Origin of the sequence: Alkalihalobacillus sp. R86527 (genome assembly GCF_042466185.1) — a bacterium.
In the GTDB taxonomy this organism is placed as follows: Bacteria; Bacillota; Bacilli; order Bacillales; family Guptibacillaceae; genus Guptibacillus.
Genome location: NZ_JAXHBW010000001.1, coordinates 821,956 through 847,527 on the forward strand (window position 1 = coordinate 821,956; position 25,572 = coordinate 847,527).

The following is a 25,572-nucleotide window of genomic DNA, read 5'->3' on the forward strand; positions in this document are numbered from 1 at the left end:
ACGAAATGGGACGAAAATGGAATAATATCAAAGAGAAAAAGGCTTCAAAAGATGCAAATACTAGTAGGATTTATGCGAAATTCGGTCGTGAAATATATGTTGCAGCTAAACAAGGCGAGCCAGACCCTGTAGCGAATCAGGCCCTTCGGTTGGTACTCGAACGGGCAAAGACGTACAATGTACCAAAAGCGATCATTGACCGTGCGATTGAGAAAGCAAAAGGTGGATCAGAAGAAAACTATGACAACCTTCGTTATGAAGGGTTTGGACCGAATGGTTCAATGTTGATCGTCGATACGTTAACAAACAATGTGAACCGCACAGCTTCAGATGTGAGAGCTGCATTTGGTAAAAACGGTGGTAATATGGGTGTGACTGGATCTGTCGCATATATGTTTGATCAAACTGCCGTATTTGGTATTGAAGGAAGAACAGCGGATGAACTGCTTGAACTATTAATGGAAGCAGATATTGACGTGAGAGATTTATTAGAAGAAGAAGACGCTGTAATCATCTATGCTGAACCTGATCAGTTCCATGTCGTACAAGAAGCATTAAAAAATGAAGGAATCACAGACTTCACTGTTGCAGAGCTTACGATGCTTGCTCAAAATGAAGTTGAACTTACAGAAGAATCTCAGGAACAATTCGAAAAGCTAGTCGATGTGCTTGAAGATCTTGAAGATGTTCAGCAGGTATACCACAATGTGAATTTAGGTGAGTAAGGAAATAAAGAACAGCCCGACGACTCGTCGGGCTGTTCTTTTTAAAAGGATTTCATGTAATCCAAAATCATTTTTCGATGGCTACCTACCATATTCTCCGGTAGACTAGTAGCTTCAAAAAACTGATAGGACAGACTTTCTTCCTTATTGGCTGTCAGTTCTCCTGTGTAATTTTGAGAATAATAAGCAGCTGTAACGGAGTAAAACATATCACCGTTATCTGCTATGGTGAAGAATTCCTGTCCTGAATACATTTGAAAAAGAGTAAGTGATTCTACAATTAAGCCTGTTTCCTCAAATGCTTCTCGGATAGCAGTTTCTTCTGTAGACTCCCCAGGCTCCATCAACCCACCAGGTAAGCCCCACCGTTCTTTCTTTTCATTTCTCTGTTGTAGAAGGAGCGAGCCCTCTTTATTACAAATAATCACGACTGATCCGACAAGTATTAGTGGTCGTTTTCCAACCAGGCTTCTTAACTCTTCTATATATCCCATCATCAAAACTCCTTCGAAGTGATCTATTACAATTATAAAGGAAAATGTTTGTGATGAAGGTTGCTCTAGCCATATTTCGGAAAGAGAACAAGGTAATAATCCAAAATAAGGCGAATAAACTTAATTATGTGTTAATTTTCATAAAATTTTAACAATTAGTAAACTTACCTTTCGTTATGTTGATGTATAATCGTTAGCATACAGACAAGAAAGTTGGTGGGTTATTGTGAAAAAGCATAAAAAATTAACTTTTAAACAGCTTGTTGAGCAAAATAAAGCAGAACTTCTAAAGAATGAAAAGGAGTTAGCAGAAATAGAAAAGCGCCTAGATGATAAGCATTCATAGGAAAGAGCAGTCCTTTAGAAAGGGCTGCTTTTTCATTTCCCGACAGCTGCGATATGGAAGATTATGCTACGATTAAAGCAGAAGGGGGCTAGGGCAGTGAAAAACCTTTTAAGCGTAAATGTTGGAATGCCAGTTGACATGCAATATCAAGGAAAAATGATGGAATCTGGAATAATAAAGACGTCTACCTATGAACCAGTGTATGTTTCCACTGTTCAGGTAGAAGGGGATGGACAAGCTGATCGCGTTCATCACGGTGGTCCTGAGAAAGCGATATGTGTCTATCCTTATGAGCATTATCCATACTGGGAAGAGAAATTGGACCGAAAACTGTCTCCTGGAGCATTTGGCGAGAATTTCACCGTATCTGGGCTAGATGAAAACGAAGTGAGAATAGGTGATGTCTACCGTATAGGAGAAGTTCTAGTGCAGGTTAGTTTACCTAGAAAGCCTTGCTATAAGCTTGCAAGTAAATTTGGTGTAGAAGATATGGCAAAGCAAGTAACTGAAGTTGGATTTAGCGGGTATTATTTACGAGTCCTTCAAGAAGGTTATGTAACGACTGGTGAAGAAATAAATGTAGACCATAGGCCAGATCATAATGTAACTGTAGCGATGGTCAATCGTTTAACTTACCACGACAGACAGGACCGTACTGGGCTTGAACAAGCAATGTTAGCGAAAGAGCTTTCAGAGGATTGGTATAACAAGCTTAGTAAACAATTAAGTGCGCTCTAAGGCGCGCTTCAAACTTTCTCGATAACCTGAAGCGCGCTTATTATTTTTTTTGCTATTCGATAATAAAAGTAACAAAGTATGCTTATCGTTACCGCAAAAGAAAAACTGGAATCGAATGATTCCAGCTTTATGCGTTAAACGACTTTTTCTTTTAGTGCTTTACCTGGTTTGAAAGCAGGTGTTTTAGAAGCTTGAATGAAAATTTCTTCTCCAGTTTGAGGGTTGCGACCCTTGCGAGCGGAACGCTCTCTTACTTCAAAGTTACCAAAACCAACGAGTTGAACCTTCTCACCTTTAGCAAGTGCCTCAGCAATCGTATCCATCAACGTGTCTATCACTCTTGCAGTATCCTTTTTCGACAGTTCAGCTTTCTCTGCCACAGTGTGTAGTAGTTCTGCTTTATTCATAGTAAATCATCCTTTCTAACTTTGCTAGGTTATCTATCTATGTTTAAAGCTTCGCCATTAAATCCTTAATCTATACATGTTTTTTCTTAATTATTTGTAGATTGGTTAACAAAGAAAAAAAGAGATTCAGTCAGAACCTCTTCAGATTAGTAATTTGAGAGTTGTTTGTACTCTTTTTCAAGGTCTGTCAGTGTGCATTGGTAAAGATGTTGATCAGTAGTGGAGTATGCACCTGCTTCAACCAGCTTTGAAATGTAATAATGCTTTCGTTGTTCAATTGCTTTTCTTAGCTGATTCGCTTCCAAGAGTACACCTCCTTAATGGTTCTTTTTTTTCCCAGTATGTCCTTGATTAATGTATTCTAATCAAAATTTGAATGTGACAATTTAGACAATATACAGGTTCATGATAGGTGTGATGACGAATACATAAGGTAATTGGTAAAAGGAGGAGATCTGATGATCAAAACGTGCTTACTTTGCAAAAAGGAATATGAGATAAAACCAGGCCATCCCCAATACCGTAAACTATTAATCAATAAATCATCTTCATTCACATGTGAAAACTGTAATCGTAATCTGCAGATGGAGGCTTCAGCAACAACTGGGCTTAAACCTGAAGATATTGAAACGAAACATGATAGGATGTTGAAAAAGTAGGTGAAGAACAATGATAGAGAAGGTTGAGGCACTTCAATGGGATTATGAACCATCGTTTGTACCTGAATGTATTCAATTTGTTCAAAAAGAAGACCTAATTATGATAAAAAACTTACGTTCTACTAGTGTCCATGCCAATAGAGTGGTTCGGTACAAGCAGCCTGTTGAGAACATTGCAACGGTTTTTGACTATTTTGAGGAGCGACCATTTTCTTGGTGGGTAAATGGAAACACACATCTCGAATCTAAGCTCGTCGAGCATGGCATGGCACACCATGATACGTATATTGGATTAGCGAGAACACTAGATGAAGTAAGCGTAACACCAGTAAGTTATCGAATAATGAACGTAATGACAGAAGAAGAGGCTTGTCTTCACGCAAAGTTAAGCGCTGAAATTTGGGGGTATGACGAGAGGAGTTTAGAGGCTGCTATTAATGAGAGAATAAGCTATTTAAATCTTCCGGATCGTAGAGGAGGGTTCATTCTCGCATTTGAAAAGGATACGCCCATAGGTTATTCTTCCTATCGTTATAGTCATGATGGCGAGGCCCTTTATATGACAGGAGCTGGGGTACTTCAATCTCACAGGGGGAAAGGCGTTTACCGAAGTATGGTTGAGAATAGACTATTGGAAGCGAAGGAAAAAGGGAGCAGCTTTGCAGTAACACAGGCTAGATTTGGAACGTCGGAGCCTATATTGAGAAAACTAGGATTTCAAGAACATGGAATCTTCAAACAGTACATATGTGATGATAAAGCATAAAAAAAGAGCTCTGATAATTTCAGAGCTCTTTAACGATTAATGTTCACGTGCAACTTCGTGGTTCGATTGAGCTGATTTAAGCTTTCCTGCAAGAAGTATCAATGCAGTTACAATAATCATAAATGCCCATTCAATGAACGTGTTATGGTTGATAAAGTCCCCTATAAAAGGCTCGTGTAGGATCATTTTAGATGCTGTCCATGCAAGAACACCAGCACCGATATAAATAATGACAGGATACTTCTCCATAAGTTTCAGGATAATTGTACTCCCCCATACAACAATAGGGATACTAATGATTAGTCCGAGAATAACGAGTAGGAAATCCCCATTTGCTGCTCCTGCAACTGCGATTACATTATCAAGACCCATAGCAGCGTCAGCGATAATAATCGTTCGGACAGCTGCCCATAAATTCACAGCTGACTTTACATCTTCATCCTCTTCTTCTTCATTCAATAGTTTATAAGCAATCCAGAGTAACACCACTCCACCAATAAGTAGAAGGCCAGGTATTTTTAGTAACCATACAACGAGAAGTGTTGCAACTGATCGAATGACGATCGCACCTAGTGCACCTAACCATATCACTTTCTTCTGCTGTTTCTCAGGCAAGTTCCGAGCAGCCATACCGATTAGAACGGCGTTGTCACCAGCGAGAACAATATCGATCATAACAATGCTAAGCAGAGCCATGAAGAATTCTACTGAAAATAAATCCATGAATACACCTTCCTCATTAAAAAATAGTGATAACAAATAAAAAAATCCTGCCATGACGACGGACAGGATAAGAAAGAAGGGTCCTTTGTCCGGCATTGCGGGCAAAGGTCTCGCTAACAGTCTAATAGACTGCCAGTGTGGCCGGAGAAACAAACGTTTCTCGTCATGACGACCATACTGTGACTAGCTACTCCCCTTTGAAGTTTATATTGTTCAGTACCAGTTTATTATACAATCCTTTATGGTATTGCGCAATGTGAACTTTTGTAATGTAAAAATATAGAGAAGTTTATGAGGTTTATGTAAAAAGGAAAGGTAGAGTCTCTGATATCTGGAATAAACCGATTAAAACAAAACAGTGAAGTAGAAATCGCATAACTACAAATAGAGAGCGCAGTAGCCTTGATGAAAAAACAGCTCGTCTCTTATAGGACAAAGGTAGCACCAGTTTATTGGAAAAAGGAAAGAATTAGCACATATGGGACTGGACAAGAAGACCTCTTTTATCAGATAATTCTGTTAACAGAGCGTGAAGGGGGTACTTATGAACGAAATAAAATTAATTCCATTCGAAGTAAATGAAGTAGTAAGTAAAGCGAAAGAAGCTTATCCAGATGGTGTAGAAATGATTCAGGCTCCTGAGATATGGGAGGAATCAGATCGTGGCAGGAACAGAATAGTGGCTGTTATCGATACGGGTTGTCAGATGGATCATCCTAATCTTCAGTCTAGAATAATTGGTGGGAAGAACTTTACTAAAGATTACAATGCTGATCCAGATAACTACGATGATAATAACGGCCATGGGACTCACGTGGCTGGTACAGTCGCCGCTATACAGGGAGAAGATGGAATCGTAGGAGTGGCTCCAGAAGCAAAGCTCTTAATCGTTAAAGTACTAGATGGTGCAGGAAGCGGTACGTACGAGTCCATCATAAGTGGAATTCGCTATGCGATCGATTGGGAAGGGGCAAACGGTGAAAGAGTTAATGTTATTTCGATGTCTCTAGGAGGTCCATCTGATCTGCCTGAACTTCATGAAGCGATTAAAGATGCTGTCGATCAAAACATATCGGTCGTCTGTGCGGCAGGAAATGAGGGGGATGCAAAAGCAGATACCCCGGAATTTGCTTATCCTGGAGCCTATAATGAAGTAATCGAAGTGGGAGCTGCTTCTTTCAATCGAACACTTGCACCGTTTTCCAATACAAATGATGAAATCGACCTCATCGCTCCAGGTGTAGATATTTTATCTACTTTTCCTGATAACAAATATGCAGTACTTTCTGGAACATCTATGTCAGCACCACATGTTTCCGGAGCGTTAGCGCTCTTAATGAATTTATCAGAGAAAGAATTTAATCGAACACTAACTGAACCTGAGATTTATGCTCAGCTTATCAAACGAACTGTTCCAATCGGATATAGGAATAGCGCAGAAGGAAACGGTCTTCTTGCTCTAAATCTTGTAAACCAACTTGAAGAGCTGTTTAACATCTATACTACGGCTTGGAATTCGAGAGAATAGAATATTTTTTGGCTGTCGAGATTTCTCGACAGCCTTTTTCATGTATTTCTTTTTCAAACAAATGCTATGCGGCGAATTCTTAATTACAAACAAAAACCCTTCTGATGATCAGAAGGGTTTCAATAAGATAGTCACGAGTTATATTTTCGTATAAAGTACGCATCCTCAATGGTAGTAGTAGCGAGTTTGAAGGTATCAAAAGGCTTTGGTTCAGAAATGTATTTAACGAGAACTTCGTCGTTCGACCTCTTCATGTAAGTGATGCGGTTGAAATCAAGTGAGCTGATCTCGTGTTGCTTTACCTGCCCTTCCCAAACGCGAACAGAGTTATCTTTCCATAAAGTAAGTGGTCCATCGAACAGTACCTGTCCTTCACTTAGCCATATGACGTGATCAGCAATTTCTTCCCACTCATTTAAATCATGAGTAGCAACGAGAACAAGCTTATTTTTCCCATAACGTGATAGGAGCGACACTACGTTTTTTCTTTCTTGACTGTCCAAATAATTTAATGGTTCATCAAGAAGGAGGAAGGAAGGTGTACTTAAAAGTGCTTGAGCAATTCCTACACGTTGTTTCATACCTTGAGAAAGAGATTTGATTTTGGTCTTTTTTACCTCTTCAAGGTTCATTGCTTGGATTGACGTTTTCACTGCTTTGTCGGTTGATATGCCTTTTAATTCACTCATATAAGTCAGGAGCTGTCTCGTTTTCATCTCTTCGTACAGTTCTACACCTGTTGGGAGAAAGCCTATTTGCTTCCGGATAAATGGAAGGGCTTCACCAACCGTTTTTCTTCCATAAGTAATACTGCCTTGATGTGGCTTAAGGGCAGTGGCGAGAAGTTGGAGGAAGGTGGATTTTCCAGCGCCGTTCTTACCAACTAAAATCGTGATTCCAGCATTAAGTTGCATATTGGGAATGGTTAGTGAGAAACCTTTTCTGTTGTATTTGACATGGTCAATTGAAATCATTTCATAACCTCACATATATTGAAGGTGTAAACTTTTGCGATAGGATAAAAATAATAAGAGACCTCCTGTGGCAAAGATGATTAAATATGCAACAACTAGAGGAATTTGAGAGACGTGTGAACCGCTAGACAGTTGATGCAAAGAGTATGGCAGTGCGATAAAGGTAAATACCCAACCAGCTAATGCAGAGATAAAGCCAGCTACTACTCCTTTGTGGAACATAATGTAAGCAAGTAATCCTGTTAGAAATAGTAAAGGGGCGATCCATTGTAATAAGAACATGCCTGGCTCAACATAATGGTTCTCCACGATAATAACCATGGTTGAGGCGAAGGCAAAGCTGAAATTCACTCCTAGAACAACGAGTAATTTGCTAAGTAATAAAAGTGCTGGAGGAAATGGTGTGACAGATTCAATCATTCTCATTTCTTTGTTCCAGGATTTGTAACTGTAAAGAATACCGAACAATAAATAGATCGGGACTAGTAAAGGAAAGAAGCTGTCTGGATCAACGCTACCTGAAGTAATCAATGTTAACATCGCGAATATGCCAATACTTATTAGCCAGTAGAGCCAGTGATAAGAACGAAACTGGTTTAAACACTGTTTGAAAAGAGACGGTTTTTCAGGCTCTGTATCGAACTCAAATTCAATTTCATTTGGCTTTAGGTCATCGAAAGAATCTTGAAGGGAGAGTATAAGCTTTTGTGTATCTTCAGACCGTGGTGACGTTGCCATATAAGTTTTGAGTGGTTGTTTCATTTCTTGTTCAAGTTCTTCTAATTCATCTATGTGATCTCGCATGACTAACTTCCTCCTTTCGCCCGATTGATGTCTTAAGTTTCTTTAATGCGTGATAAAGGTTTGATTTAACAGTTCCTAAGGGCATTTCAAGGGTTTCTGCAATTTCCTGATACTTCAGTTCCTGGTAGAATCTTAAAAACACAATCTCTTTCTGGTTCTTAGACAGTTCATCGAGCTTCTCAAGGAATTCTTTTCTCGATTCTTGGCGTTCAAATAATTCTACAACTGATGGATCACCGCTTTGTTGATCTGGTAGTTTATCGATTACTTGTTTCTCAGATTTATAACTTGAGCTTTTCCAGTAGTCTCTACATTGGTTCGTAGCAACCTGGTATAGCCAGGGCTTAATCTTCTCAGGGATTTTCCTAGTTTTCAATTGTGTTAGCAATTTCAGGAATGTGTCCTGTACGACATCCTCTGCTTTTTTTCGGTCACGAAGCATACGCTCTAAGTAGCCCAATAGAGGGGCATGATACCGATGGATCAATGCTTCGAAAGCAGCCTGATTGCCTTTGGACATTCCTACAACTAACTCTTCATCCGTCATGCCCTTTCTCCTTTCACTCTTCAGGTTTCATTACGTCATTCCATTCTTTCATCCAATCTTCAAAGCTAATGAGAGCGACAGGCTCGAGATACAAGTCATACCCGGTTGGATAGCTATTGTCGCTCCAGTGGTTACTGTAAAGCCTATTGAGAACTTCCTTAACTTTTTCTTCTTTCCCTGCGTGCACTGCGTCTTCGATCATATCTAATAGCTTATCAATTTGGATGAGTTCCTTACTGAAATCGTTTTTGTCATATTGATCTGGGATATTCGCGTAGCGTGATCGTGTCTGAAAAGCATCTTCCTCTTTCCCGTGTTCAAGTTCATAAACATAGTTGAAAGAAGCTTTGATCGTACTTGTTATTAAAAGGTTCTTAGGTCTGTCATAGCCGGAGACGAAATTATCTTCATGAAATAAATTTGCGATGACAAAGTTATTTATCGTTTCGCGCTGATTTATGATGTTATTTTCGTTCATGATGTAATTTTGATCGATAAACCCTCTTTGTCTAAAGTAACCACTCCACCTCAATTGATCCAATGGTAAGAAGAATAAATGATGGACGGGCTCTATCTCATCATCCAAAAATTCTTCAAAATAAGTTAGACGTCGGTCTACCTTCTCCATGAATTTCTCGGAATCTTCCCGGCGATAAGGAACAGTTATTAACGTAGTAGGGTAGTGCTTTGATTTAATCTCAGACAAAAAGCCGCTGAATAGATCGAGTCTAGCTGTTGTTCCCGATAGAGTATGATTTTCCCCGGAAGACTGCACGTTTTTAACAGAGCCATAAACGGTGTTCGCGATTCCTGACACCTTCACCTTGAATTCGGAAGGGTGAAGCAAGCCAACATCAGTTCGCGATTCTCCAGTGGAATCCATCAAGTACTGATGTCCTGGTAAAGGGTACCATGCCGTATGTGAAGGCATGACCACCTGGTTGTTTAAAGAGAAAGCAGGATAATACTCCTGACCGACTCGATGTGTCCATAATTTATAAACGCCACTATATATGAATTGAATAGTTGGGTCTTTTATATTGTTTGGAAGCGTGAGAGTAACAAAATCGCCATTCTGTTTGTAAGAAATTGATTTTTGATCGATTTTTACTTCTTTAAGTGAAAAAGTTCGATTAAGTGTAAACTGCAATTCATCTTTACTTTCTAACTCTTCGTGTTGAAGAGTAACGTTTGCTGTTATATCAAGATTAGAATTCGAAGTCTGTTTAAGATCGATGTCAAAGTTCGTAATCGAAAAAAGGCCAGGCTCGTAAACATCTCTTTCCTTGATTGGGAAAGATTCGTGATCTATAGGTGGAAACCACATATAGGGTGAGCGATCGTCCTCACTAAGTGCGAAAGTTGGAGAGCTCTCTTTCATGTTATCAAAAGTTGATAAGCGTTCATTCCATAATTGACTATAAGGAAGGTAGGCAAAGATCGCTCCAAGCAAACTAATAGAGCAGACCACTTTCCAGAGTTTCACGTGTTCATTGGGACGCTTACTATTTAGCACTAGCATCGTCACCATTAATAACATGAAGGAGAAAGAAAGAACGAAAAGTCTTTGCCACTTTATTTCATCCTTCATGATTTCAATTCCCCATACTCCATTTGCCAATATCGAATCCATAAATAAGTACGTTAAGTGAAAAGGTTTGAAGTAGAAATTTCCTGTTCCATTAAGGATATATATTTCCATAAACAAGGTACCAAAAACCCATGCGCAAAAGGCTATGAGGTAAACGAATCGATTTCGAATAATTACTGACAATACTATTCCAAGAGATAGACTGATCAATAATGAAACTTCATATTGAACCACAAAGAAGCTTAGAACATGCGTTGTTACCACACCTGGTATGCCTTGGATGACTGAAAGTGTACTGAACACAATCCCCATCAATATGGTGAATAACGACAGATAGGTCATACCTGCAACAAACTTTGTCGATAAAAATACAAAGTTGGAAACAGGTAAGGCGAGATGCCATTCAAATGAGTCATTTCCTATATCCCGACGCATAAGGTACACACCAATAAGGATACTCAATCCGACTACTAGAATGAAGATTGTAGAATGCGTTGTTCGATAGGCTGAAAGATAAAGGTTATCTGAACCACTAACATTCTCAATGGTCATACTCGTAACTAACCACAATAGAAATAAAATGGGCATGGGAAGCAGTAACCAGTTCTTAAATAAGAATGATAATTCAAATTTCCAGTGTATAAACCATTTCTTCATCTCATGTCCCACTCAATCATGGTCATATATCCTTCTTCGAGCGTAGGATTAACGCTTTCTGCAACTTCAAGAGGTGCTACAGGCGAAAGGGCTCGGAATAAATACCCGTTTTCTATTTGCTTTGTGAATGTGATTTGAAGCCCTCGCAAAGCAGTTGCATGCTCATCAAACAATTCGAACTCCCAGACGAACCCTTCTCCTTTCCGTTGTAGTTCATCAGGGGATCCATGGAAAATGATCTTACCTTCTTTTAGGACAATCAATGTATCACAACTCGCTTCAATATCTTCTACGATATGTGTTGATAAAATGATTGTTTGATCAGATGGAGAATTAGCGATCAATTGCCGGAATCTTAATCGTTCATCGGGATCTAGACCAGAAGAAGGTTCATCAAAAATAATGACATGGGGACTCCCGTACATTGCTTGGGCTATTCCGAGTCTTTGTCTCATACCGTTTGAATATGTTTTGACTTTGGTATGTTGGTAGTCTGTTAAGTTTAATTCCTTTAGTAAACGTGCTTTTTCCTTTTTGTGGTCAACATTCGTATAGCGCTTTAGATTACCTACATAGTCAAGGAACGATGCACCTGTTAGCTGAGGATAAAGTTGAAAATGTTGAGACAAATAGCCAATTTGTTTTCTGACTTTTGTCGTCTCTTTTTGAATAGAAGAACCGTTTATCTTCACCTCACCTGAAGAGGGTCTAGTAACAGTGGAAAGAATTTTTAAAAGAGTAGATTTTCCAGCACCATTTGGTCCGATGAGTCCGACCACTCCACCTTCGATTGAAACAGAAAGGTTTTCTAAAATCGAATTCCTTTTTATTTGCTTTGATAAATTCGTTATCTCGATCACATGACTCCATCCTTTTATTATGTAATTCTACATCTACAACGAGTAAACGATGTGTTTTGTTCAAGCTCAAACAAAAAAAACACCTCTATACGATTATCGTACAGAAGTGCTCTTTAAAGGGGAAGAACATAAAACAAAACACAGAAAAAGTGAGTGATCGTTCCGCCCATTACAAATATGTGCCAAACAGCATGGTGATATTTAAAAGCTCTCCAAACATAAAAGACAGCTCCGACCGTGTAGAGCAAGCCTCCTATGATTAGAAGGATCATGCCGTTCGGATGTAGGTTCTGAAGAAGAGGCCCCCATGCTAGAACGATTAGCCATCCCATAACGACATAAACAATTGTAGAGATGAACAAGAACTTCTTAACAAAGAAAGCTTTGAAAACTGTTCCTGCAATGGCAAGTCCCCAGACTGTGCCAAATAAAGTCCAACCGAGCCATCCCTGGATGACGATAAACAAAAATGGTGTATAAGTTCCAGCAATAAAGAAATAGATTGCAGAATGATCAAGAAATTCGAAGAAATCTTTTGCTTTACCTGGTGGAAAACTATGAACTAAGGTAGAAGCTGTGTAGAGAAGCAGCATAGTCGCTCCAAACAAAGTGAAGCTGACGATGTGCCATGCTGTGCCTTGAAGTGATGCGAATACAATCAGGATGACGAGAGCAGCAAGACTAATTAATGCACCTACACCATGGGTAATATAGTTTGCTCGTTCTTCACCTACTGTAAATGTATGGGTAGTCATGAAAGGCATCATTCCTTTTTATCAGTTATAGGAAGTATACATGATATGCTCCCATCATCAAATAGGTCAATGTAGTTAATTCTTGCTATTTCGCAGTTCTTCCGCTTGCTTTAATAGGTGGTAAGTGAAAAAATCTTTTTCCTGTACTTGTTCATTCACCGCTTCCATAATCGAGAATTCTTCAGCGATCTCTTCACGAACTGAAGCCAATAACTCCTCACTATTTTGCGCGATGAGTTTTTTACGTTCATTCATCCTGTTCCTCTCCTTTTGGTAAAGAATGTTATTATCATTCTCCCATAGGCTGTGAATTTTATTCTATTCTTATGTGATTACAGGTGCAAAATGTTGTAGGATTTGAAAAAATACATGTTTGTACCGTGGTACTTGTCCAACCAATCATACTTTATCAACATAGTATATGATGAGAGTGAGTGGTGGTCCCCCCCTTCGTAAAGCTCACTCTTATGTGACCCATAGTAGAGCCAGAGTTTATCTCTGGTTTTTTTTATTACATAAATTGATTTCGTTTTATGTCCTTTGGACTCTAATAAGAAAGAAGGTTGCTTCGAATAGTGTGTAGAGGAGGTATGTACTTTGCTTGAAATTGTAGAAATGGGTCAAAATCAGCAGGGAAGAGAGTTCACAATTAGAGAACTTATTAAATTAATAGAAGAACATTCTCTCGATCCTGCTTATGAACAAAATGGGAACTTCATATTTCCATATCAACCCGTTCGTGATGCGAAGAGATATGAAGGCTGTAGAGCATTCTTTGGAGATTTTGCGATGATTTCTTGCAGGTTCTTTATCATTACAGATGAAACAGTATTAATTGATGAATTAGTAAAAGTTATTCGAGAAAATCAACAGAGAATAGATTACGCAAGACTAAGAGATGTTCAGGTGAACGGACGAGTCTCGCCTTATTAAAGAAGCCAGCTCTATGCTATAATCGAGAGACACTGTATTGATCGGAGTGATAGCATGAGTCTAGAAACCTTGCAGGAACAAGTTGATGGATTGATGGAAAAATATACAGAACTATTAATTGGGGATAGTACTCCTGAACTAAAAGAAAAAGTGAAACTATGGGCAATGTATACGCATCTATCGAAAACGATGCCTCCACTCGCAAAGCACTGGAACCAGATGTATCCAGATGCCAAAGATGAGTTGAAAGAACTGGTGGCCGAAATTAAACGATTAAATGAAGAAAATCGCAAATCCCAGCAAGATAAAGAGTGAGACACTAGGACATAAACTACCTAGTTTAAGGCTGTCGAGCAAGTCTCGACAGTTTTTTTGTTTTATCTTTTAGCTGGTTTTGCCCCCCTTGCTTCCATGAAAGTGAGGGATTTCCGCTCCAATCAACGTTGTTGTGTGAAGGATTTATACAACCCTTCATCAAAATCCTTTTTAAAAACAACTTAAAGGAATATCATTTGAAACGGTATTTTGACTAATTGATCTTAATAGGACGGAGAATTTTGTTTTATCACAATCTAGTAGGAGTGAATACCGCTTGACTCCCACGTTCGTACTTAGAAAAGCAAGCGGTATTCAAACTCTTAAGGAATAGAGAGCACAAACAGGAACTAGGGCGAAAACTGCCCTAGTTTTTTTGTTTGATGGCAGCCCTGAGTACCCAAATAAAAGAGTTAGCAATATAATAGGTAAAATATGTTTTTTGACCCCATCCTCTTGGGTATGGTTAAAGAAACAGTTAAAAATTAGCAAATATTATTTGCTAGAATTTCTAACAAAAAACGTCTTATTCATAGGATTTCGTGGTAGAATAACACTAAAGGGAGAATATGGCGATTTTTGAGATAATATGCCTGTTTTCACCACAATATATTTTTTATCACGCTTTGAATGCGTTTTCATGGAGGGGTTATTATGGAACAAGTAATGCGTAATTTCTTTTTACACATGGGAAAGAACAAGGTCGCGACAAAAGTTGCTAAGAAATACGGCATGCGATTTGGCGCAGGTAAGTTTGTAGCTGGTGCATCTCTTGATAGCTCTGTTAATGCAATTAAACAATTAAATTCCAAGGGGTTATCCGTAACAATCGATCATCTTGGTGAATTTGTTGATAATGAAGCTGAAGCAACACGAATGACAAAGCACTGTATCGAAGCGATTGAACGCATTGCTGCCGAAGGACTTGATTCTCAACTCTCTCTCAAGCTCACTTCTATGGGGCTTGATATTGACTACCATATGACGCTAAGAAATATGCGCGAGATTCTAAAAGCCGCTGATAAATACGACGTGTTCGTAACGATCGATATGGAAGATTATGAACGTTGTGAAAGAACACTAAACATCTTTACTGAATTAAAGAAAGAATTCGAGAATATCGGAACTGTTTTACAAGCTTATCTATATCGCGTTTCTGAGGATATCGAAAAGCTAAATGAATTATCTCCTAACCTGAGGTTAGTAAAAGGGGCATACAAAGAAGCTCCGACAGTTGCTTTTCCTGCTAAGCGAGATGTTGATATTAATTTCAAGAAAATTATAAAAATGCATTTACTTAATGGAAATTATACTGCAATTGCTACTCACGATGATCAAATTATAGACTATACAAAGAAACTTGCCGAAGAACATAATATTAGTCGCGATCAGTTTGAATTTCAGATGTTATTTGGAATTTGTGTAGATCGTCAGGAACAACTCCTAAAAGAAGGCTATAAAATGAGAGTTTATGTACCGTATGGACAGGATTGGTACGGATATTTCATGAGACGTCTTGCTGAACGTCCTGCGAACGTTGCCTTTGTGCTTAAAGGTATGATGAAGTAAAAATGAGGGCAAATTTTTTTGCCTTCTTTTTTCGCAATGTTTTGATAAATAACTGAGAAGAAAATGGAAAACATTATATTGCTAAATTTCAGAAAATACATTATAGTAAAGACAGAGGAATTGAAAAGTGAATTCGCTTCTTTTTTTGAAACAAAAATGAATGAGCATTCATTCAATAGGGAGGTTCATTATGTCACGCAGCATTCATAAAGTTGCCGTATTAGGAGCAGGAGTAATGGGATCAGGTATCGCTGCACACCTTGCGAATGTTGGTATCCCAAGTATTTTACTAGACGTTGTGCCGAAAGAACCAAACGCGCAAGAAAAAGCTAAAGGGCTTTCCATAGAACATCGATCGGTACGAAATAGACTGTCGGTAGATGCAATCAATAAGCTTAAAAAGCAAAAGCCAGCTCCACTTTCTAAGAAAGAGAACATTCAGCTTATCGAACCAGGGAACATGGAAGACGATATGGAGCGATTAAGTGAAGTGGATTGGATCATTGAGGTTGTTGTTGAGAATTTAGAGATCAAAAAGAAAGTATATGAGAAAGTAGAACAATATAGACGTCCAGGAGCAATTATTAGTTCAAATACTTCGGGAATCTCTGTAGAAGCTATGGCGGAAGGTCGCTCAGATGACTTTAGAAAGCATTTCCTTGGCACTCATTTCTTTAATCCTCCAAGGTATTTGAAGTTATTAGAAGTTATCCCGACGAAAGATACAGATTCTGCTGTTCTTTCTTATATGAAGATATTTGGAGAAGAGACGTTAGGAAAAGGCGTTGTAGAAGCCAAAGATACTCCAAACTTCATTGCAAACCGTATTGGCACATATGGCCTACTAGTTACTGTGAGAGAAATGCTCAATAGAGGATTTTCAGTTGGTGAGGTGGATTCAGTTACTGGTCCACTGATCGGGCGTCCGAAAAGTGCAACGTTTCGAACACTAGATGTCGTCGGGTTAGATACATTTATTCACGTAGCAAAAAATGTGTATGACCAGGTATCAGGTGATGAAAAAGAAGTGTTCAGAACCCCAGACTTCATGGAAAAAATGAATCATAAAGGGTGGATTGGTTCGAAGGCAGGTCAAGGATTCTTCCTCAAGAAAAAAGGTGAAAAAGGAAGCGAAATTCTAGAGTTAAATCCTGAAACACTTGAATATGAACCAAGAAAGAAGCTTAGAACTGGTTCCGTTGAAGCTAGTAAACAAGCAAAATCACAAAGTGACAAATTGAAAGCGGTTGCTTATGCAGAAGACCGCGCTGGAGAATTGGTTTGGAATATTTTAAAACCAGTTTTGCTCTATTCTGCTGAAAAAGCTTACGAAATTGCAGACGATATTCAGGCGATCGACAAGGCAATGAAGTGGGGCTTTGGCTGGGAGATGGGTCCATTCGAAACATGGGACGCTCTTGGACTTGAAAAGTCAGTGGCTAGAATGAAAGAACAAGGTGAAACCATACCAGCTTGGATCGAAGAGATGATCGCAAGCGGCAATACAACGTTTTATAAGCGAGAAGGCGGCAAGAACTTCTTCTTCCATAACGGAGAATACAAGGAAGTTGAGGAAAGTAAGAAGATTATTCATCTTAAAGGGTTAAAGGACCAAAACCGTGTGATTAAGAAGAACACTGGTGCTACTCTTTTAGACCTTGGAGACGGAGTTGCTGGACTTGAATTCCATTCTCCTAACAACGCGATCGGAATGGATATACTCCAAATGATCAATGAAGCGGTCGATGAGACTGAGAAGAACTTTGAAGGTCTTGTCATTGGAAACCAAGGAAGGAATTTCTGTGTTGGGGCAAACGTCGCATATATGTTGATGGAAGCACAAGATGATAACTTTTTTGAAATCGAATTAATCGCAAGGAAGTTCCAACAATCGATGGGACGCATCCGTTATTCCAAGAAACCTGTTGTGGCTGCACCATTTCAAATGACACTAGGTGGAGGGGCGGAGGTTGTGATGCCTGCTGCCGCGATCCAGGCATCATTTGAAACCTATCTTGGTTTAGTTGAAGTAGGAGTTGGACTAATCCCGGGCGGAGGCGGAAACAAAGAGCTTTATCTCAGAAAGCTTGAGCAGGCTGGCGGAAAACCAAACTTGATCGATGTTTCTGCAGATGTATTCGAAACCATTGCGATGGCAAAAGTGTCAACTTCAGCACATGAGGCTTCGGAAATGGGATACATCAGAGATAAAGATGGCATCAGTGTAAATGCTGATCATGTTCTCCATGATGCAAAGAAAAAAGTTCTCTTCCTAGCTGAACAAGGATATCAGCCGCCTGTTTCAAAGAAGATACCAGTTTCAGGTGAAGCAGGGTATGCCGCGATGTTAATGGGAGCGAAAACAATGCAGTGGAGTGGCTATATTTCAGAGCACGATTTGAAGATAGCGAATAAACTCGCACATGTAATCGCTGGCGGTAAAGTGAAAGAAGGAACGCTTGTGGATGAACAGTACCTTCTTGATATTGAACGTGAAGCATTCTTAAGTCTATTAGGTGAACCGAAAACACAAGCAAGAATGCAGCACATGTTGATGAAAGGAAAGCCCCTACGTAACTAGTTTTGGAGGAGGGAAGCAATAATGAAAGAAGCAGTGATCGTGTCTGGTGCCAGAACACCTGTAGGAAAAGCAAATCGTGGAACACTTGCCGAAATGCGCCCTGATGATTTAGGAGCAATAACGGTAGCCGAAACGTTAAAAAGAGCTGGAAATTATGATGGAGACATAGATGATGTCATTATGGGTTGCGCGATCCCTGAGGCAGAACAAGGGTTAAACGTTGCACGTATGATCGGTGCACGAGCTGGTTTAAAAGAAACAGTTCCCGCTATTACTGTAAATAGGTATTGCTCTTCAGGATTACAAACCATCGCATATGCTTCAGAGCGTATTATGTTAGGTCAATCTTCTTCTATTTTGGCAGGAGGCGTTGAATCGATGAGCCTCGTTCCAATGGGAGGACACGTGATCAAACCAAACCCTACACTCGTTGAAGAGAAGCCAGAGTATATTATGGGAATGGGGCATACCGCTGAAGAAGTTGCGAGAAGGTTTGACATAAGTAGAGGAGATCAAGATGCGTTTGCTTTGAGAAGTCATCAGCGCGCTGCGAAAGCGATCAAGGAAGGTAAGTTTGCTGATGAAATCGTACCGGTTGAAGTAACAAAGCGCTGGGTCGACGCTAATCATAAGCTTAAAGAAGAAAAAGTGATGTTTTCACACGATGAAGGAGTCCGTGAAGATACTTCCCTTGAAGTACTTTCGAAACTTCGTCCAGTCTTTAATGTAAGAGGATCAGTAACTGCGGGTAATTCTTCTCAAACGAGCGATGGTGCAGCTAGTGTGCTCGTTATGGACCGAGAAAAGGCCGAGAGTGAAGGATTAAAGCCGATGGCGAAATTCCATTCGTTTGCTGTTGCAGGTGTAGCTCCTGAAATTATGGGTGTAGGTCCTATTGAAGCTATTCCAAAAGCATTGAAACTAGCTGGACTTGAGCTTTCAGATATCGGATTGTTTGAGTTAAATGAGGCGTTTGCTTCACAGTCCATTCAAGTTATCCGTAAATTAGGGCTTGATGAAGACAAAGTGAATGTAAATGGAGGCGCGATTGCGCTGGGTCATCCGTTAGGCTGTACAGGTACAAAGCTTACACTAAGTCTTATTCACGAAATGAAAAGACGTGGAGAGCAGTTCGGTATCGTAACGATGTGTATTGGCGGCGGTATGGGAGCTGCCGGAGTGTTTGAATTATTATAATACATGACCAAATAAAGGGAGGAACACCTGCATGTCTAATACAATGAACAAAACGGTTAAAGGCGGAAGCTTTCTAGTAGAGGATCATCTTGCAGAAGACATTTTTACACCAGAGGATTTTTCTTCTGAACATGTGATGATGGGGAAAACAACTGAAGACTTTATTATTAAAGAAGTTGTTCCTGAGTTAGAAAAGATTGAAAATCATCAATTTGACATTTCACGGAAATTATTAGAAAGAGCTGGAGAACTTGGGCTTCTTGGAGCGGATGTGCCAGAAGAATATGGTGGGCTTGGACTCGATAAAATCAGCTCGTCGGTTATTACGGAGAAGTTCGCTCGAGCACGTTCGTTTTCACTAAGTTATGGTGCTCATGTAGGGATTGGATCCCTGCCAATCGTATTATTTGGTGATGAAGATCAGAAACAGAAGTATCTTCCTGATCTAGCGACTGGAGCGAAAATTGCAGCGTATGCGTTGACTGAACCAGGATCTGGTTCAGATGCGCTTGGTGCCAAAACGACTGCTAAATTAAATGAAGATGGAACACATTATATATTAAATGGCGAGAAACAGTGGATTACGAACTCAGCTTTTGCAGACGTATTCATCGTCTATGCAAAGATTGATGGGGAGCAATTCTCAGCTTTCATTGTTGAACGTGAGTTTGAAGGAGTATCAACTGGCCCAGAAGAAAAGAAAATGGGAATCAAAGGGTCATCAACAAGAACGCTTATCCTTGATGAAGTAGCGGTACCAAAAGAAAATCTACTTGGTGAAGCTGGCAAAGGTCACATCATCGCATTTAATATCCTAAATGTGGGGCGTTATAAGCTAGCTGTTGGAACAATCGGGGCTATGAAGAGAGGCATCGAGCTTTCTGCAAAGTATGCTACAGATCGTAAGCAGTTTAAGACGCCTATCGCCAAATTTACACTGATTCAAGAAAAGCTTGCGAATATGGCGGTAGCAACATATGCAAGTGAGAGCTCAACATACCGTACGGGTGGTCTTTTTGAGAATAAGCTAGGTAACCTTTCTGATGAAGAACAGAAAGATGGTGCCAAGGTGGCAAAAGCCATTGCAGAATATGCGATCGAATGCTCTTTAAATAAAGTATTTGCTTCTGAGGCTTTAGATTATGTCGTAGATGAAGCCGTACAGATTCACGGTGGATATGGATTTATGTCTGAGTATGAAGTAGAGAATATGTATCGAGACTCCCGTATTAACCGCATCTTTGAAGGAACGAATGAAATCAATCGTCTACTTGTACCTGGAACGCTAATAAGAAAAGCGATGAAAGGTGAACTTCCATTGATGGAGAAGGCTACTGCCCTTCAAGAAGAGCTCATGATGTTGATGCCTCAAGAAATTGGGGATGCTCCACTTGAACAGGAGAAGCACCTTGTTGCAATGGCGAAGAAAGTTATGCTAATGGTAGCTGGAACAGCAGTTCAAAAGTATGGAAAGAGTCTTGAAAAAGAACAAGAAGTCCTTTCTAATGTGGCTGACATAATCAGTGAAATCTATTCTATGGAGTCAGCTGTTCTACGTACTGAAAAAGCTATTAATAATACGAGTAGTGATAAGCAGCAGCAAAAGCTTTTACTAACACAAGTTTTCTGTCAAGAAGCGTTCAATCGAATTGAAGCACATGCTAAAGAAACACTTGTGGCTGTTGAAAGTGGAGATACGCTAAGAATGATGATCTCTGCATTACGAAAGCTAACTCGACACACGCCAATCAACGTTATTGCAAAAAAACGTGAGATTGCTGCTAACATTTTGGAACAGCAGCGTTATGCTGTTTAACTAATATTTTTCAAACCCTATTCTCTTAGATTCCCTCTTGATAAAGAGGGATTTTTTTTGGCTGAATTGGCAAGATAAATCTTAGAGTGAAAAAGAGGATTTACACTTTATATGACGAAAGTTGTTTTAGGTGCGTCTTATTTGTTGTCATGAATTCGTATGGTACACTTAGTCTGTACTTACTATTGATCAGTTGCACAAGGAGGAAATGGATTGTCACTTACTTTTTATGCATATCCTAAATGCGGAACGTGCCAGAAAGCAAAGAAATGGTTTCAAAGTAACGAGGTTGCCGTAGATGAAATTCACATCGTCGAAAACCCACCTGCAAAACAGGAACTTGCAGAATTAGTGGAAAAAAGTGAACTCCCTATCAAAAAGTTCTTTAACACTAGCGGAAAGAAATATCGCGAGCTTGGTTTGAAAGATAAAGTTTCTACATCTTCTCAAGATGAGCTATTGGAACTGCTAGCTTCAGACGGTATGTTAATAAAAAGACCTATTGTTACTGATGGGAATAACGTAACGGTTGGATTTAAAGAGGAAGTTTTTGACGAAACTTGGGGACACTAATAGTTGATTAATTAATAATAACTATTATACGATAGTTATTGTAAATAATAATAATAAATACTTACCTTAGTTGAGGGACAGTTCAGGGAGGAATTACTAATGAATTTACCAAAAGATTTCCGTTATTCAGAAGAACACGAATGGGTACAAGTACAAGAAGATGGCAATGTTCGCATTGGAATCACTGATTTTGCACAGTCAGAACTAGGTGACATTGTTTTCGTAGAACTTCCTGAAGAAGGTGACAGCCTTGAAGCTGACGAACCTTTTGGTAGCGTTGAGTCAGTTAAAACAGTATCTGAGCTTTACGCACCTATTTCAGGTAAAGTCATTTCTATTAATGAAGAACTAGAAGACAGTCCTGAGTTTGTAAATGAGTCTCCGTACGAAAAAGCTTGGATGGTTGTTATTGAACCTTCTGATTCTTCTGAGATGGACGAACTTATGACTGCACAAGCTTACGAAGAAATGGTAAGTGCGGACTAATCACCGCTAAATACTTCCAAGTATCATCGGAGGGAATAGTTTCTCCATCATCGCAAACCCTATTGAATACCTGTGTTTCCGTTTCATATTGCCTGTAATTGTTGTGAGGTTAGGTATAAGGAAAGACATTCTAAAAAGGGGATGAATTCGATGAATGATCAGTCTCGTCCTATGGAAAAAATCGACGTAACAAGTAGAGTGCATGGTAAACTCGACCAAAGTTCTATGAACTTGTATTTGAACAAAGAAAAAATCGGTCGAATACTTTTTACGAATCAAGGCAATCAGTATGAATTTGCTGAGGGCTTTGAGTTTGACCAGGATAAGATTTTTCAATATCAACGAGCAATGGAGAAAAACGGCAAGTACGTTGAAGACTGTGACCTCGGATGGTGCTAAAAAAAACGGCCTAATGGCCGTTTTTTTTTATGCTTTGTTTTTACGGATATATTTAATCGTAGTTAGTAATCCATCTGCAGAAGGACGTCCGAATGGACTTGATTGTAAATACTGTGCCATCAATTTTCCTTCATCATCGATAATAAAGATTGCGGGCTCACCGTGCTCACCATGATCTTCATAAGGGTCTTTTTCAGTATGCATGAATACGCCAAATGAATCGATTGCCGCTCGCTCATGATCTTGTAGAACTGGAAAATCAAGACCATGTTTCTTCTTCATTTTGCGTAGCGAATCTAATTCGTCACTCGCAATTGCGATAACATGCACATCAAGATCTTCAAAAGCTGAAATGTTTTGTTGCAACTCTTCCATTTGTTCGTTACAAACAGGGCACCACTCACCTCTAAAGAAAACGAGCATATGCCATCTGTTACTGTCTTCTTCTAAATGCTTATCCAGTTGAAAAAGGCCTCCCTCAGTATCTACGAGAGAAAAAGTTGGTACATTCTGTCCTAAAGATAATTTAGCCACTATACTCACTCCTATTTCAATGTCTTATCCATTGCTTTCCACCTACTGAACATAATAAAACATCATTGGATGGTTTAACGTAATCAAATAACAGGGAAAATAAAATATGGAAAAAGAAAAAGAACCTTTGGAGGGAAAAAATATGACTTTGTCGAATCAAGAAATACAGGGTTTTAAAAAAACCCTTCTTATGCAGAAAAAGGAAATACTTGAGAATGGTTCAGCCGAGCATAAAGAAAATAACGGGCTTGCTGAAGAAACGGGGGATTTAACGTCATATGACAACCATTTTGCTGACCTTGCAACAGAGTTGGATGAAAGAGAGAAAGATATTACAATTGAAGATGCGGCAAGAGAGCGTTTAGAGTTAATCAATACGGCTCTTGATCGCATTCGTGAAGGAAATTATGGGATTTGTGTTGATACAGGAGAACAAATTGATAGAGAGCGTTTGGAAGCTATTCCATATGCGATCCGTACGAAAGAAGCTCAAGATAGACTTGAAGATCGAAAAGAAGGAAATAAATCAGAAACTGAGGCATCGTTTGCCACAGGCGGTGAAAGGGAAGATGCCCGAATTCGGACAGTAGACGATCTACAAGAGGAACACGGGAATTCAACAAGGATTCCGTCCTCAGAAGACGAGCGTTCTGACGACTAGGTAGAATACTTTATAGAAAGTGAAACGATATGCCTTCTTATCCATATACTATAGTAAACGCAGTAGAGACGACAGCTTGAATGGAGAGTTGCGCCATGCATGATAAAGTGATTATTGTAGAAGGTAAGACGGATCGAGATCAGCTACTTAGAATTCTAGATGAACCAGTAGATATTATTTGTACGTACGGTACGATTAGCTTTGATCGACTCGAAGAATTAAGTGAAGATTTGGTCGAAAAGGATGTGTATGTACTCGTCGATGCAGACGAGGCTGGTGAAAAGCTACGAAAACAATTAAAGCAAGAAATTCCTCATGCGGAACATTTGTACATTACGATGCTGCATCGAGAAGTTGCGGAAACACCATTAAATTATTTAAAACGCATTCTACGAGCAGCAAAATTCAAAGTAATGACTGCATAAATAGAAAAGATACATTTCCGGAGTAGGGGCTCACTGAGCTTCCTCTTCGGGTTTATAAATGAAGGAGTATACAGATATGATAGAATTAAACAAAGAGGTTGAGATTGAGAGAGCCCATCAGGAATCAATGTCGGTGCTCTTTTTTTATACGCCTTTTTGTTCGACGTGTAAAATTGCTGAAAGAATGTTAGGTATAGCAATAGAAGCGAACAATTTAAAGGAACAAACGTATAAAGTCAATTTAAATTATTTCCCGAATTTAGCTGAAAAGCTAACGATTCAAAGCGTTCCTGCACTTACAATCTTTAAAAATGGACAAGAGGTCGAAACAATTTTCGCATTTGAGTCAGTCGTTCGTCTGAATTCTTTATTTCATAAGTATAAAGAGAGTTAAATTTATTTGATGAAGTTTGACCAATTCCACCACAGGATACGTTGTTTAAAAAGCGTATTCTCGTAGGGGTTTAACGGGATTAGAATTTGTTGAAAATTGTGCAATATTAATAATGATAAAATATGATAACAGACAGTAAAGAAACAGTAACATTGTCATTAAATTGTATTTTCGTTGCAGCTGATTGAGTGGTATAAATGAATAGAGAGTCGCCATTCGAACATATCGTATGGGGGCGAATTTTATTTTGCATTCTTTTTAAATTTTTAAAAAAACAGACATCTAAGAAAAAAACCTAATAAGCGATCAATGATAAATTGACTGCAAGATGAGAGGTGTATGACATGACAACCATTTCAATCAGCACGAAAATCGGAAAATATAAAAGTAATAATGACAATGTTACATTAGAAGATAAAATTGATAGAATACAGAATGGTGACGAGTTTTTACGAAATAAACTTTTGGAAGACTACCAGCCATTTATAAAGAAAATTACGTCAAAAGTCTGCAATCGATACATTAATCAAATGATGGACGAATTTAGTATTGGTCTATCAGCTTTTAATGAAGCGATGGATCAGTACCAAAGAGGACAAGGTAGTCGTTTTCTTACATTTGCAGATATGGTTATCCGTCGCCGCGTAATCGACTATATCCGTAAAGAAGCACGTCAAAATAAGTACATCTATCTTGAACCAGAAGAGTTGGACGAAGAAGGTAGATTAGAAGATAGCTTTGCTGAACAGAAGGCAGCGCTTGACGTATATGAGATGGATAAACAGCGGGAAGTAAGAATGTATGAAATCGAAGAATACGAACAATTGCTGCAGAAATTCAGCATCACGTTCAAAGTGTTAAGTAAGAATTGTCCAAAACACATAGATGCGAGAGATAATGCGAAATTGATAGCGAAGCTTATCGCGGAGGATTCTACTTTGTCGAGTTATCTTCTCGAAAAAAAACAACTTCCAATAAAAGATTTGCTGTCTCTTGTTTCTTGCAGTCGGAAAACGATCGAACGTAATCGAAAGTATATAATAGCAGTTGCATTAATTTATCTGGGAGGTTTTAATGCACTGAAATCTTATATACAGTAACTGAACGAGGGGGCC

Annotated in this window: 31 protein-coding genes; 19 read left to right on the top strand and 12 right to left on the bottom strand. The window is 39.1% G+C overall.

Annotated elements, in window-relative coordinates; genetic code table 11:
* Positions 1-5 precede the first annotated feature (5 nt).
* Positions 6-725: a YebC/PmpR family DNA-binding transcriptional regulator gene (locus SJY16_RS04165; protein WP_377887826.1), complete on the top strand. Its 720-nt coding sequence runs from the start codon at positions 6-8 to the stop codon at positions 723-725.
* A 41-nt stretch (positions 726-766) separates the two neighbouring features.
* Here the strand turns inward: SJY16_RS04165 and SJY16_RS04170 are convergent, their stop codons facing one another.
* Positions 767-1,219, bottom strand: a complete 453-nt coding sequence (locus SJY16_RS04170) for an NUDIX hydrolase (protein WP_377892054.1) — start codon at positions 1,217-1,219, stop codon at positions 767-769.
* Positions 1,220-1,445: 226 nt separating this feature from the next.
* On the opposite strand from SJY16_RS04170, the gene SJY16_RS04175 reads away from it, so the two are divergent.
* Both SJY16_RS04175 and SJY16_RS04180 read left to right on the top strand, forming a co-directional pair.
* The gene (locus tag SJY16_RS04175) at positions 1,446-1,565 is read left to right on the top strand and encodes an FbpB family small basic protein (protein ID WP_318246487.1); all 120 of its coding nucleotides are present in this window, start codon (positions 1,446-1,448) and stop codon (positions 1,563-1,565) included.
* A 96-nt stretch (positions 1,566-1,661) separates the two neighbouring features.
* Entirely contained in the window at positions 1,662-2,303 is a 642-nt protein-coding gene (locus SJY16_RS04180; protein WP_377887827.1) for an MOSC domain-containing protein, read from the top strand.
* Positions 2,304-2,437: 134 nt separating this feature from the next.
* On the opposite strand, the gene SJY16_RS04185 is transcribed toward SJY16_RS04180, so the two are convergent.
* Complete coding sequence (locus SJY16_RS04185) at positions 2,438-2,710, bottom strand: HU family DNA-binding protein (RefSeq protein WP_224879346.1); 273 nt, start codon at positions 2,708-2,710, stop codon at positions 2,438-2,440.
* 146 nt (positions 2,711-2,856) lie between these two features.
* Entirely contained in the window at positions 2,857-3,015 is a 159-nt protein-coding gene (locus SJY16_RS04190; RefSeq protein WP_377887828.1) for a Fur-regulated basic protein FbpA, read from the bottom strand.
* 153 nt (positions 3,016-3,168) lie between these two features.
* Here SJY16_RS04190 and SJY16_RS04195 point away from each other — a divergent pair, with 153 nt between their 5' ends.
* The gene (locus SJY16_RS04195; RefSeq protein WP_377887829.1) at positions 3,169-3,369 is read left to right on the top strand and encodes a hypothetical protein; all 201 of its coding nucleotides are present in this window, start codon (positions 3,169-3,171) and stop codon (positions 3,367-3,369) included.
* Positions 3,370-3,379: 10 nt separating this feature from the next.
* The gene (locus SJY16_RS04200) at positions 3,380-4,135 is read left to right on the top strand and encodes a GNAT family N-acetyltransferase (protein WP_377887830.1); all 756 of its coding nucleotides are present in this window, start codon (positions 3,380-3,382) and stop codon (positions 4,133-4,135) included.
* A 36-nt stretch (positions 4,136-4,171) separates the two neighbouring features.
* On the opposite strand, the gene SJY16_RS04205 is transcribed toward SJY16_RS04200, so the two are convergent.
* Positions 4,172-4,858, bottom strand: coding sequence for a TerC family protein (locus SJY16_RS04205; RefSeq protein WP_377887831.1), 687 nt, complete (start codon positions 4,856-4,858; stop codon positions 4,172-4,174).
* A gap of 544 nt (positions 4,859-5,402) precedes the next feature.
* Between SJY16_RS04205 and SJY16_RS04210 the strand changes: the two genes are divergently transcribed.
* Positions 5,403-6,386, top strand: a complete 984-nt coding sequence (locus SJY16_RS04210) for a S8 family peptidase (protein WP_377887832.1) — start codon at positions 5,403-5,405, stop codon at positions 6,384-6,386.
* A gap of 131 nt (positions 6,387-6,517) precedes the next feature.
* Here SJY16_RS04210 and SJY16_RS04215 read toward each other — a convergent pair whose 3' ends face one another.
* The 7 genes from SJY16_RS04215 to SJY16_RS04245 form a co-directional block, all read right to left on the bottom strand.
* Positions 6,518-7,360, bottom strand: coding sequence for an ABC transporter ATP-binding protein (locus tag SJY16_RS04215; RefSeq protein WP_377887833.1), 843 nt, complete (start codon positions 7,358-7,360; stop codon positions 6,518-6,520).
* Positions 7,361-7,369: 9 nt separating this feature from the next.
* Positions 7,370-8,164, bottom strand: coding sequence for a hypothetical protein (locus tag SJY16_RS04220; RefSeq protein WP_377887834.1), 795 nt, complete (start codon positions 8,162-8,164; stop codon positions 7,370-7,372).
* Complete coding sequence (locus tag SJY16_RS04225) at positions 8,145-8,711, bottom strand: RNA polymerase sigma factor (RefSeq protein ID WP_377887835.1); 567 nt, start codon at positions 8,709-8,711, stop codon at positions 8,145-8,147. Before SJY16_RS04225 ends, SJY16_RS04220 begins: the two co-directional genes overlap by 20 nt.
* A gap of 13 nt (positions 8,712-8,724) precedes the next feature.
* Entirely contained in the window at positions 8,725-10,959 is a 2,235-nt protein-coding gene (locus SJY16_RS04230; RefSeq protein ID WP_377887836.1) for an ABC transporter permease, read from the bottom strand.
* Positions 10,956-11,819, bottom strand: coding sequence for an ATP-binding cassette domain-containing protein (locus SJY16_RS04235; RefSeq protein WP_377887837.1), 864 nt, complete (start codon positions 11,817-11,819; stop codon positions 10,956-10,958). Before SJY16_RS04235 ends, SJY16_RS04230 begins: the two co-directional genes overlap by 4 nt.
* Positions 11,820-11,932: 113 nt before the next feature.
* Entirely contained in the window at positions 11,933-12,574 is a 642-nt protein-coding gene (gene trhA, locus SJY16_RS04240) for a PAQR family membrane homeostasis protein TrhA (protein WP_377887838.1), read from the bottom strand.
* A 75-nt stretch (positions 12,575-12,649) separates the two neighbouring features.
* Complete coding sequence (locus SJY16_RS04245; RefSeq protein ID WP_377887839.1) at positions 12,650-12,829, bottom strand: hypothetical protein; 180 nt, start codon at positions 12,827-12,829, stop codon at positions 12,650-12,652.
* A 342-nt stretch (positions 12,830-13,171) separates the two neighbouring features.
* On the opposite strand from SJY16_RS04245, the gene SJY16_RS04250 reads away from it, so the two are divergent.
* From SJY16_RS04250 to SJY16_RS04290, 9 genes are all read left to right on the top strand, one after another.
* Positions 13,172-13,507, top strand: a complete 336-nt coding sequence (locus SJY16_RS04250; RefSeq protein ID WP_377887841.1) for a hypothetical protein — start codon at positions 13,172-13,174, stop codon at positions 13,505-13,507.
* Between the two features lie 54 nt (positions 13,508-13,561).
* Entirely contained in the window at positions 13,562-13,822 is a 261-nt protein-coding gene (locus SJY16_RS04255) for a DUF2573 family protein (RefSeq protein ID WP_377887842.1), read from the top strand.
* Positions 13,823-14,476: 654 nt separating this feature from the next.
* The gene (locus SJY16_RS04260; protein WP_377887843.1) at positions 14,477-15,391 is read left to right on the top strand and encodes a proline dehydrogenase family protein; all 915 of its coding nucleotides are present in this window, start codon (positions 14,477-14,479) and stop codon (positions 15,389-15,391) included.
* A gap of 190 nt (positions 15,392-15,581) precedes the next feature.
* On the top strand, positions 15,582-17,972 hold the full coding sequence (locus SJY16_RS04265) for a 3-hydroxyacyl-CoA dehydrogenase/enoyl-CoA hydratase family protein (protein WP_377887844.1): 2,391 nt from the start codon (positions 15,582-15,584) through the stop codon (positions 17,970-17,972).
* Between the two features lie 21 nt (positions 17,973-17,993).
* Positions 17,994-19,169 (top strand): acetyl-CoA C-acetyltransferase, encoded by a 1,176-nt coding sequence (locus SJY16_RS04270; RefSeq protein WP_377887845.1) that lies wholly within the window; start codon positions 17,994-17,996, stop codon positions 19,167-19,169.
* A gap of 31 nt (positions 19,170-19,200) precedes the next feature.
* Entirely contained in the window at positions 19,201-20,985 is a 1,785-nt protein-coding gene (locus SJY16_RS04275) for an acyl-CoA dehydrogenase family protein (RefSeq protein WP_377887846.1), read from the top strand.
* Positions 20,986-21,198: 213 nt separating this feature from the next.
* Positions 21,199-21,558, top strand: a complete 360-nt coding sequence (locus SJY16_RS04280) for an arsenate reductase family protein (RefSeq protein WP_377887847.1) — start codon at positions 21,199-21,201, stop codon at positions 21,556-21,558.
* 99 nt (positions 21,559-21,657) lie between these two features.
* Positions 21,658-22,044, top strand: a complete 387-nt coding sequence (gene gcvH / locus SJY16_RS04285) for a glycine cleavage system protein GcvH (RefSeq protein ID WP_377887848.1) — start codon at positions 21,658-21,660, stop codon at positions 22,042-22,044.
* A 150-nt stretch (positions 22,045-22,194) separates the two neighbouring features.
* Positions 22,195-22,443, top strand: a complete 249-nt coding sequence (locus SJY16_RS04290) for a YusG family protein (RefSeq protein WP_270179941.1) — start codon at positions 22,195-22,197, stop codon at positions 22,441-22,443.
* Positions 22,444-22,470: 27 nt separating this feature from the next.
* Here SJY16_RS04290 and SJY16_RS04295 read toward each other — a convergent pair whose 3' ends face one another.
* Positions 22,471-22,977, bottom strand: a complete 507-nt coding sequence (locus tag SJY16_RS04295) for a peroxiredoxin family protein (RefSeq protein WP_377887849.1) — start codon at positions 22,975-22,977, stop codon at positions 22,471-22,473.
* A 142-nt stretch (positions 22,978-23,119) separates the two neighbouring features.
* Between SJY16_RS04295 and SJY16_RS04300 the strand changes: the two genes are divergently transcribed.
* The 4 genes from SJY16_RS04300 to sigI all read left to right on the top strand — a co-directional run bounded on the left by SJY16_RS04300 (position 23,120) and on the right by sigI (position 25,557).
* Positions 23,120-23,638, top strand: a complete 519-nt coding sequence (locus tag SJY16_RS04300; RefSeq protein WP_377887850.1) for a TraR/DksA C4-type zinc finger protein — start codon at positions 23,120-23,122, stop codon at positions 23,636-23,638.
* Positions 23,639-23,733: 95 nt separating this feature from the next.
* Positions 23,734-24,063, top strand: a complete 330-nt coding sequence (locus SJY16_RS04305) for a toprim domain-containing protein (RefSeq protein WP_377887851.1) — start codon at positions 23,734-23,736, stop codon at positions 24,061-24,063.
* Positions 24,064-24,139: 76 nt separating this feature from the next.
* Positions 24,140-24,457 (top strand): thioredoxin family protein, encoded by a 318-nt coding sequence (locus tag SJY16_RS04310; RefSeq protein WP_377887852.1) that lies wholly within the window; start codon positions 24,140-24,142, stop codon positions 24,455-24,457.
* 344 nt (positions 24,458-24,801) lie between these two features.
* Positions 24,802-25,557 (top strand): RNA polymerase sigma-I factor, encoded by a 756-nt coding sequence (gene sigI, locus SJY16_RS04315; RefSeq protein WP_377887853.1) that lies wholly within the window; start codon positions 24,802-24,804, stop codon positions 25,555-25,557.
* Positions 25,558-25,572: the final 15 nt, after the last annotated feature.

Excerpts from the sequence above, each read along its gene's own strand:
- SJY16_RS04290 (WP_270179941.1), top strand. The coding sequence starts at position 22,195 with ATGAATGATCAGTCTCGTCCTATGGAAAAAATCGACGTAACAAGTAGA.
- SJY16_RS04305 (WP_377887851.1), top strand. The coding sequence starts at position 23,734 with ATGCATGATAAAGTGATTATTGTAGAAGGTAAGACGGATCGAGATCAG.
- SJY16_RS04265 (WP_377887844.1), top strand. The coding sequence starts at position 15,582 with ATGTCACGCAGCATTCATAAAGTTGCCGTATTAGGAGCAGGAGTAATG.
- SJY16_RS04230 (WP_377887836.1), bottom strand. The coding sequence starts at position 10,959 with ATGAAGAAATGGTTTATACACTGGAAATTTGAATTATCATTCTTATTT.
- SJY16_RS04215 (WP_377887833.1), bottom strand. The coding sequence starts at position 7,360 with ATGATTTCAATTGACCATGTCAAATACAACAGAAAAGGTTTCTCACTA.
- gcvH (WP_377887848.1), top strand. The coding sequence starts at position 21,658 with ATGAATTTACCAAAAGATTTCCGTTATTCAGAAGAACACGAATGGGTA.
- SJY16_RS04205 (WP_377887831.1), bottom strand. The coding sequence starts at position 4,858 with ATGGATTTATTTTCAGTAGAATTCTTCATGGCTCTGCTTAGCATTGTT.
- SJY16_RS04185 (WP_224879346.1), bottom strand. The coding sequence starts at position 2,710 with ATGAATAAAGCAGAACTACTACACACTGTGGCAGAGAAAGCTGAACTG.
- SJY16_RS04225 (WP_377887835.1), bottom strand. The coding sequence starts at position 8,711 with ATGACGGATGAAGAGTTAGTTGTAGGAATGTCCAAAGGCAATCAGGCT.
- SJY16_RS04310 (WP_377887852.1), top strand. The coding sequence starts at position 24,140 with ATGATAGAATTAAACAAAGAGGTTGAGATTGAGAGAGCCCATCAGGAA.
- SJY16_RS04220 (WP_377887834.1), bottom strand. The coding sequence starts at position 8,164 with ATGCGAGATCACATAGATGAATTAGAAGAACTTGAACAAGAAATGAAA.
- trhA (WP_377887838.1), bottom strand. The coding sequence starts at position 12,574 with ATGACTACCCATACATTTACAGTAGGTGAAGAACGAGCAAACTATATT.
- SJY16_RS04210 (WP_377887832.1), top strand. The coding sequence starts at position 5,403 with ATGAACGAAATAAAATTAATTCCATTCGAAGTAAATGAAGTAGTAAGT.
- SJY16_RS04200 (WP_377887830.1), top strand. The coding sequence starts at position 3,380 with ATGATAGAGAAGGTTGAGGCACTTCAATGGGATTATGAACCATCGTTT.
- SJY16_RS04195 (WP_377887829.1), top strand. The coding sequence starts at position 3,169 with ATGATCAAAACGTGCTTACTTTGCAAAAAGGAATATGAGATAAAACCA.
- SJY16_RS04275 (WP_377887846.1), top strand. The coding sequence starts at position 19,201 with ATGTCTAATACAATGAACAAAACGGTTAAAGGCGGAAGCTTTCTAGTA.
- sigI (WP_377887853.1), top strand. The coding sequence starts at position 24,802 with ATGACAACCATTTCAATCAGCACGAAAATCGGAAAATATAAAAGTAAT.
- SJY16_RS04260 (WP_377887843.1), top strand. The coding sequence starts at position 14,477 with ATGGAACAAGTAATGCGTAATTTCTTTTTACACATGGGAAAGAACAAG.
- SJY16_RS04170 (WP_377892054.1), bottom strand. The coding sequence starts at position 1,219 with ATGGGATATATAGAAGAGTTAAGAAGCCTGGTTGGAAAACGACCACTA.
- SJY16_RS04270 (WP_377887845.1), top strand. The coding sequence starts at position 17,994 with ATGAAAGAAGCAGTGATCGTGTCTGGTGCCAGAACACCTGTAGGAAAA.
- SJY16_RS04245 (WP_377887839.1), bottom strand. The coding sequence starts at position 12,829 with ATGAATGAACGTAAAAAACTCATCGCGCAAAATAGTGAGGAGTTATTG.
- SJY16_RS04255 (WP_377887842.1), top strand. The coding sequence starts at position 13,562 with ATGAGTCTAGAAACCTTGCAGGAACAAGTTGATGGATTGATGGAAAAA.
- SJY16_RS04165 (WP_377887826.1), top strand. The coding sequence starts at position 6 with ATGGGACGAAAATGGAATAATATCAAAGAGAAAAAGGCTTCAAAAGAT.
- SJY16_RS04300 (WP_377887850.1), top strand. The coding sequence starts at position 23,120 with ATGACTTTGTCGAATCAAGAAATACAGGGTTTTAAAAAAACCCTTCTT.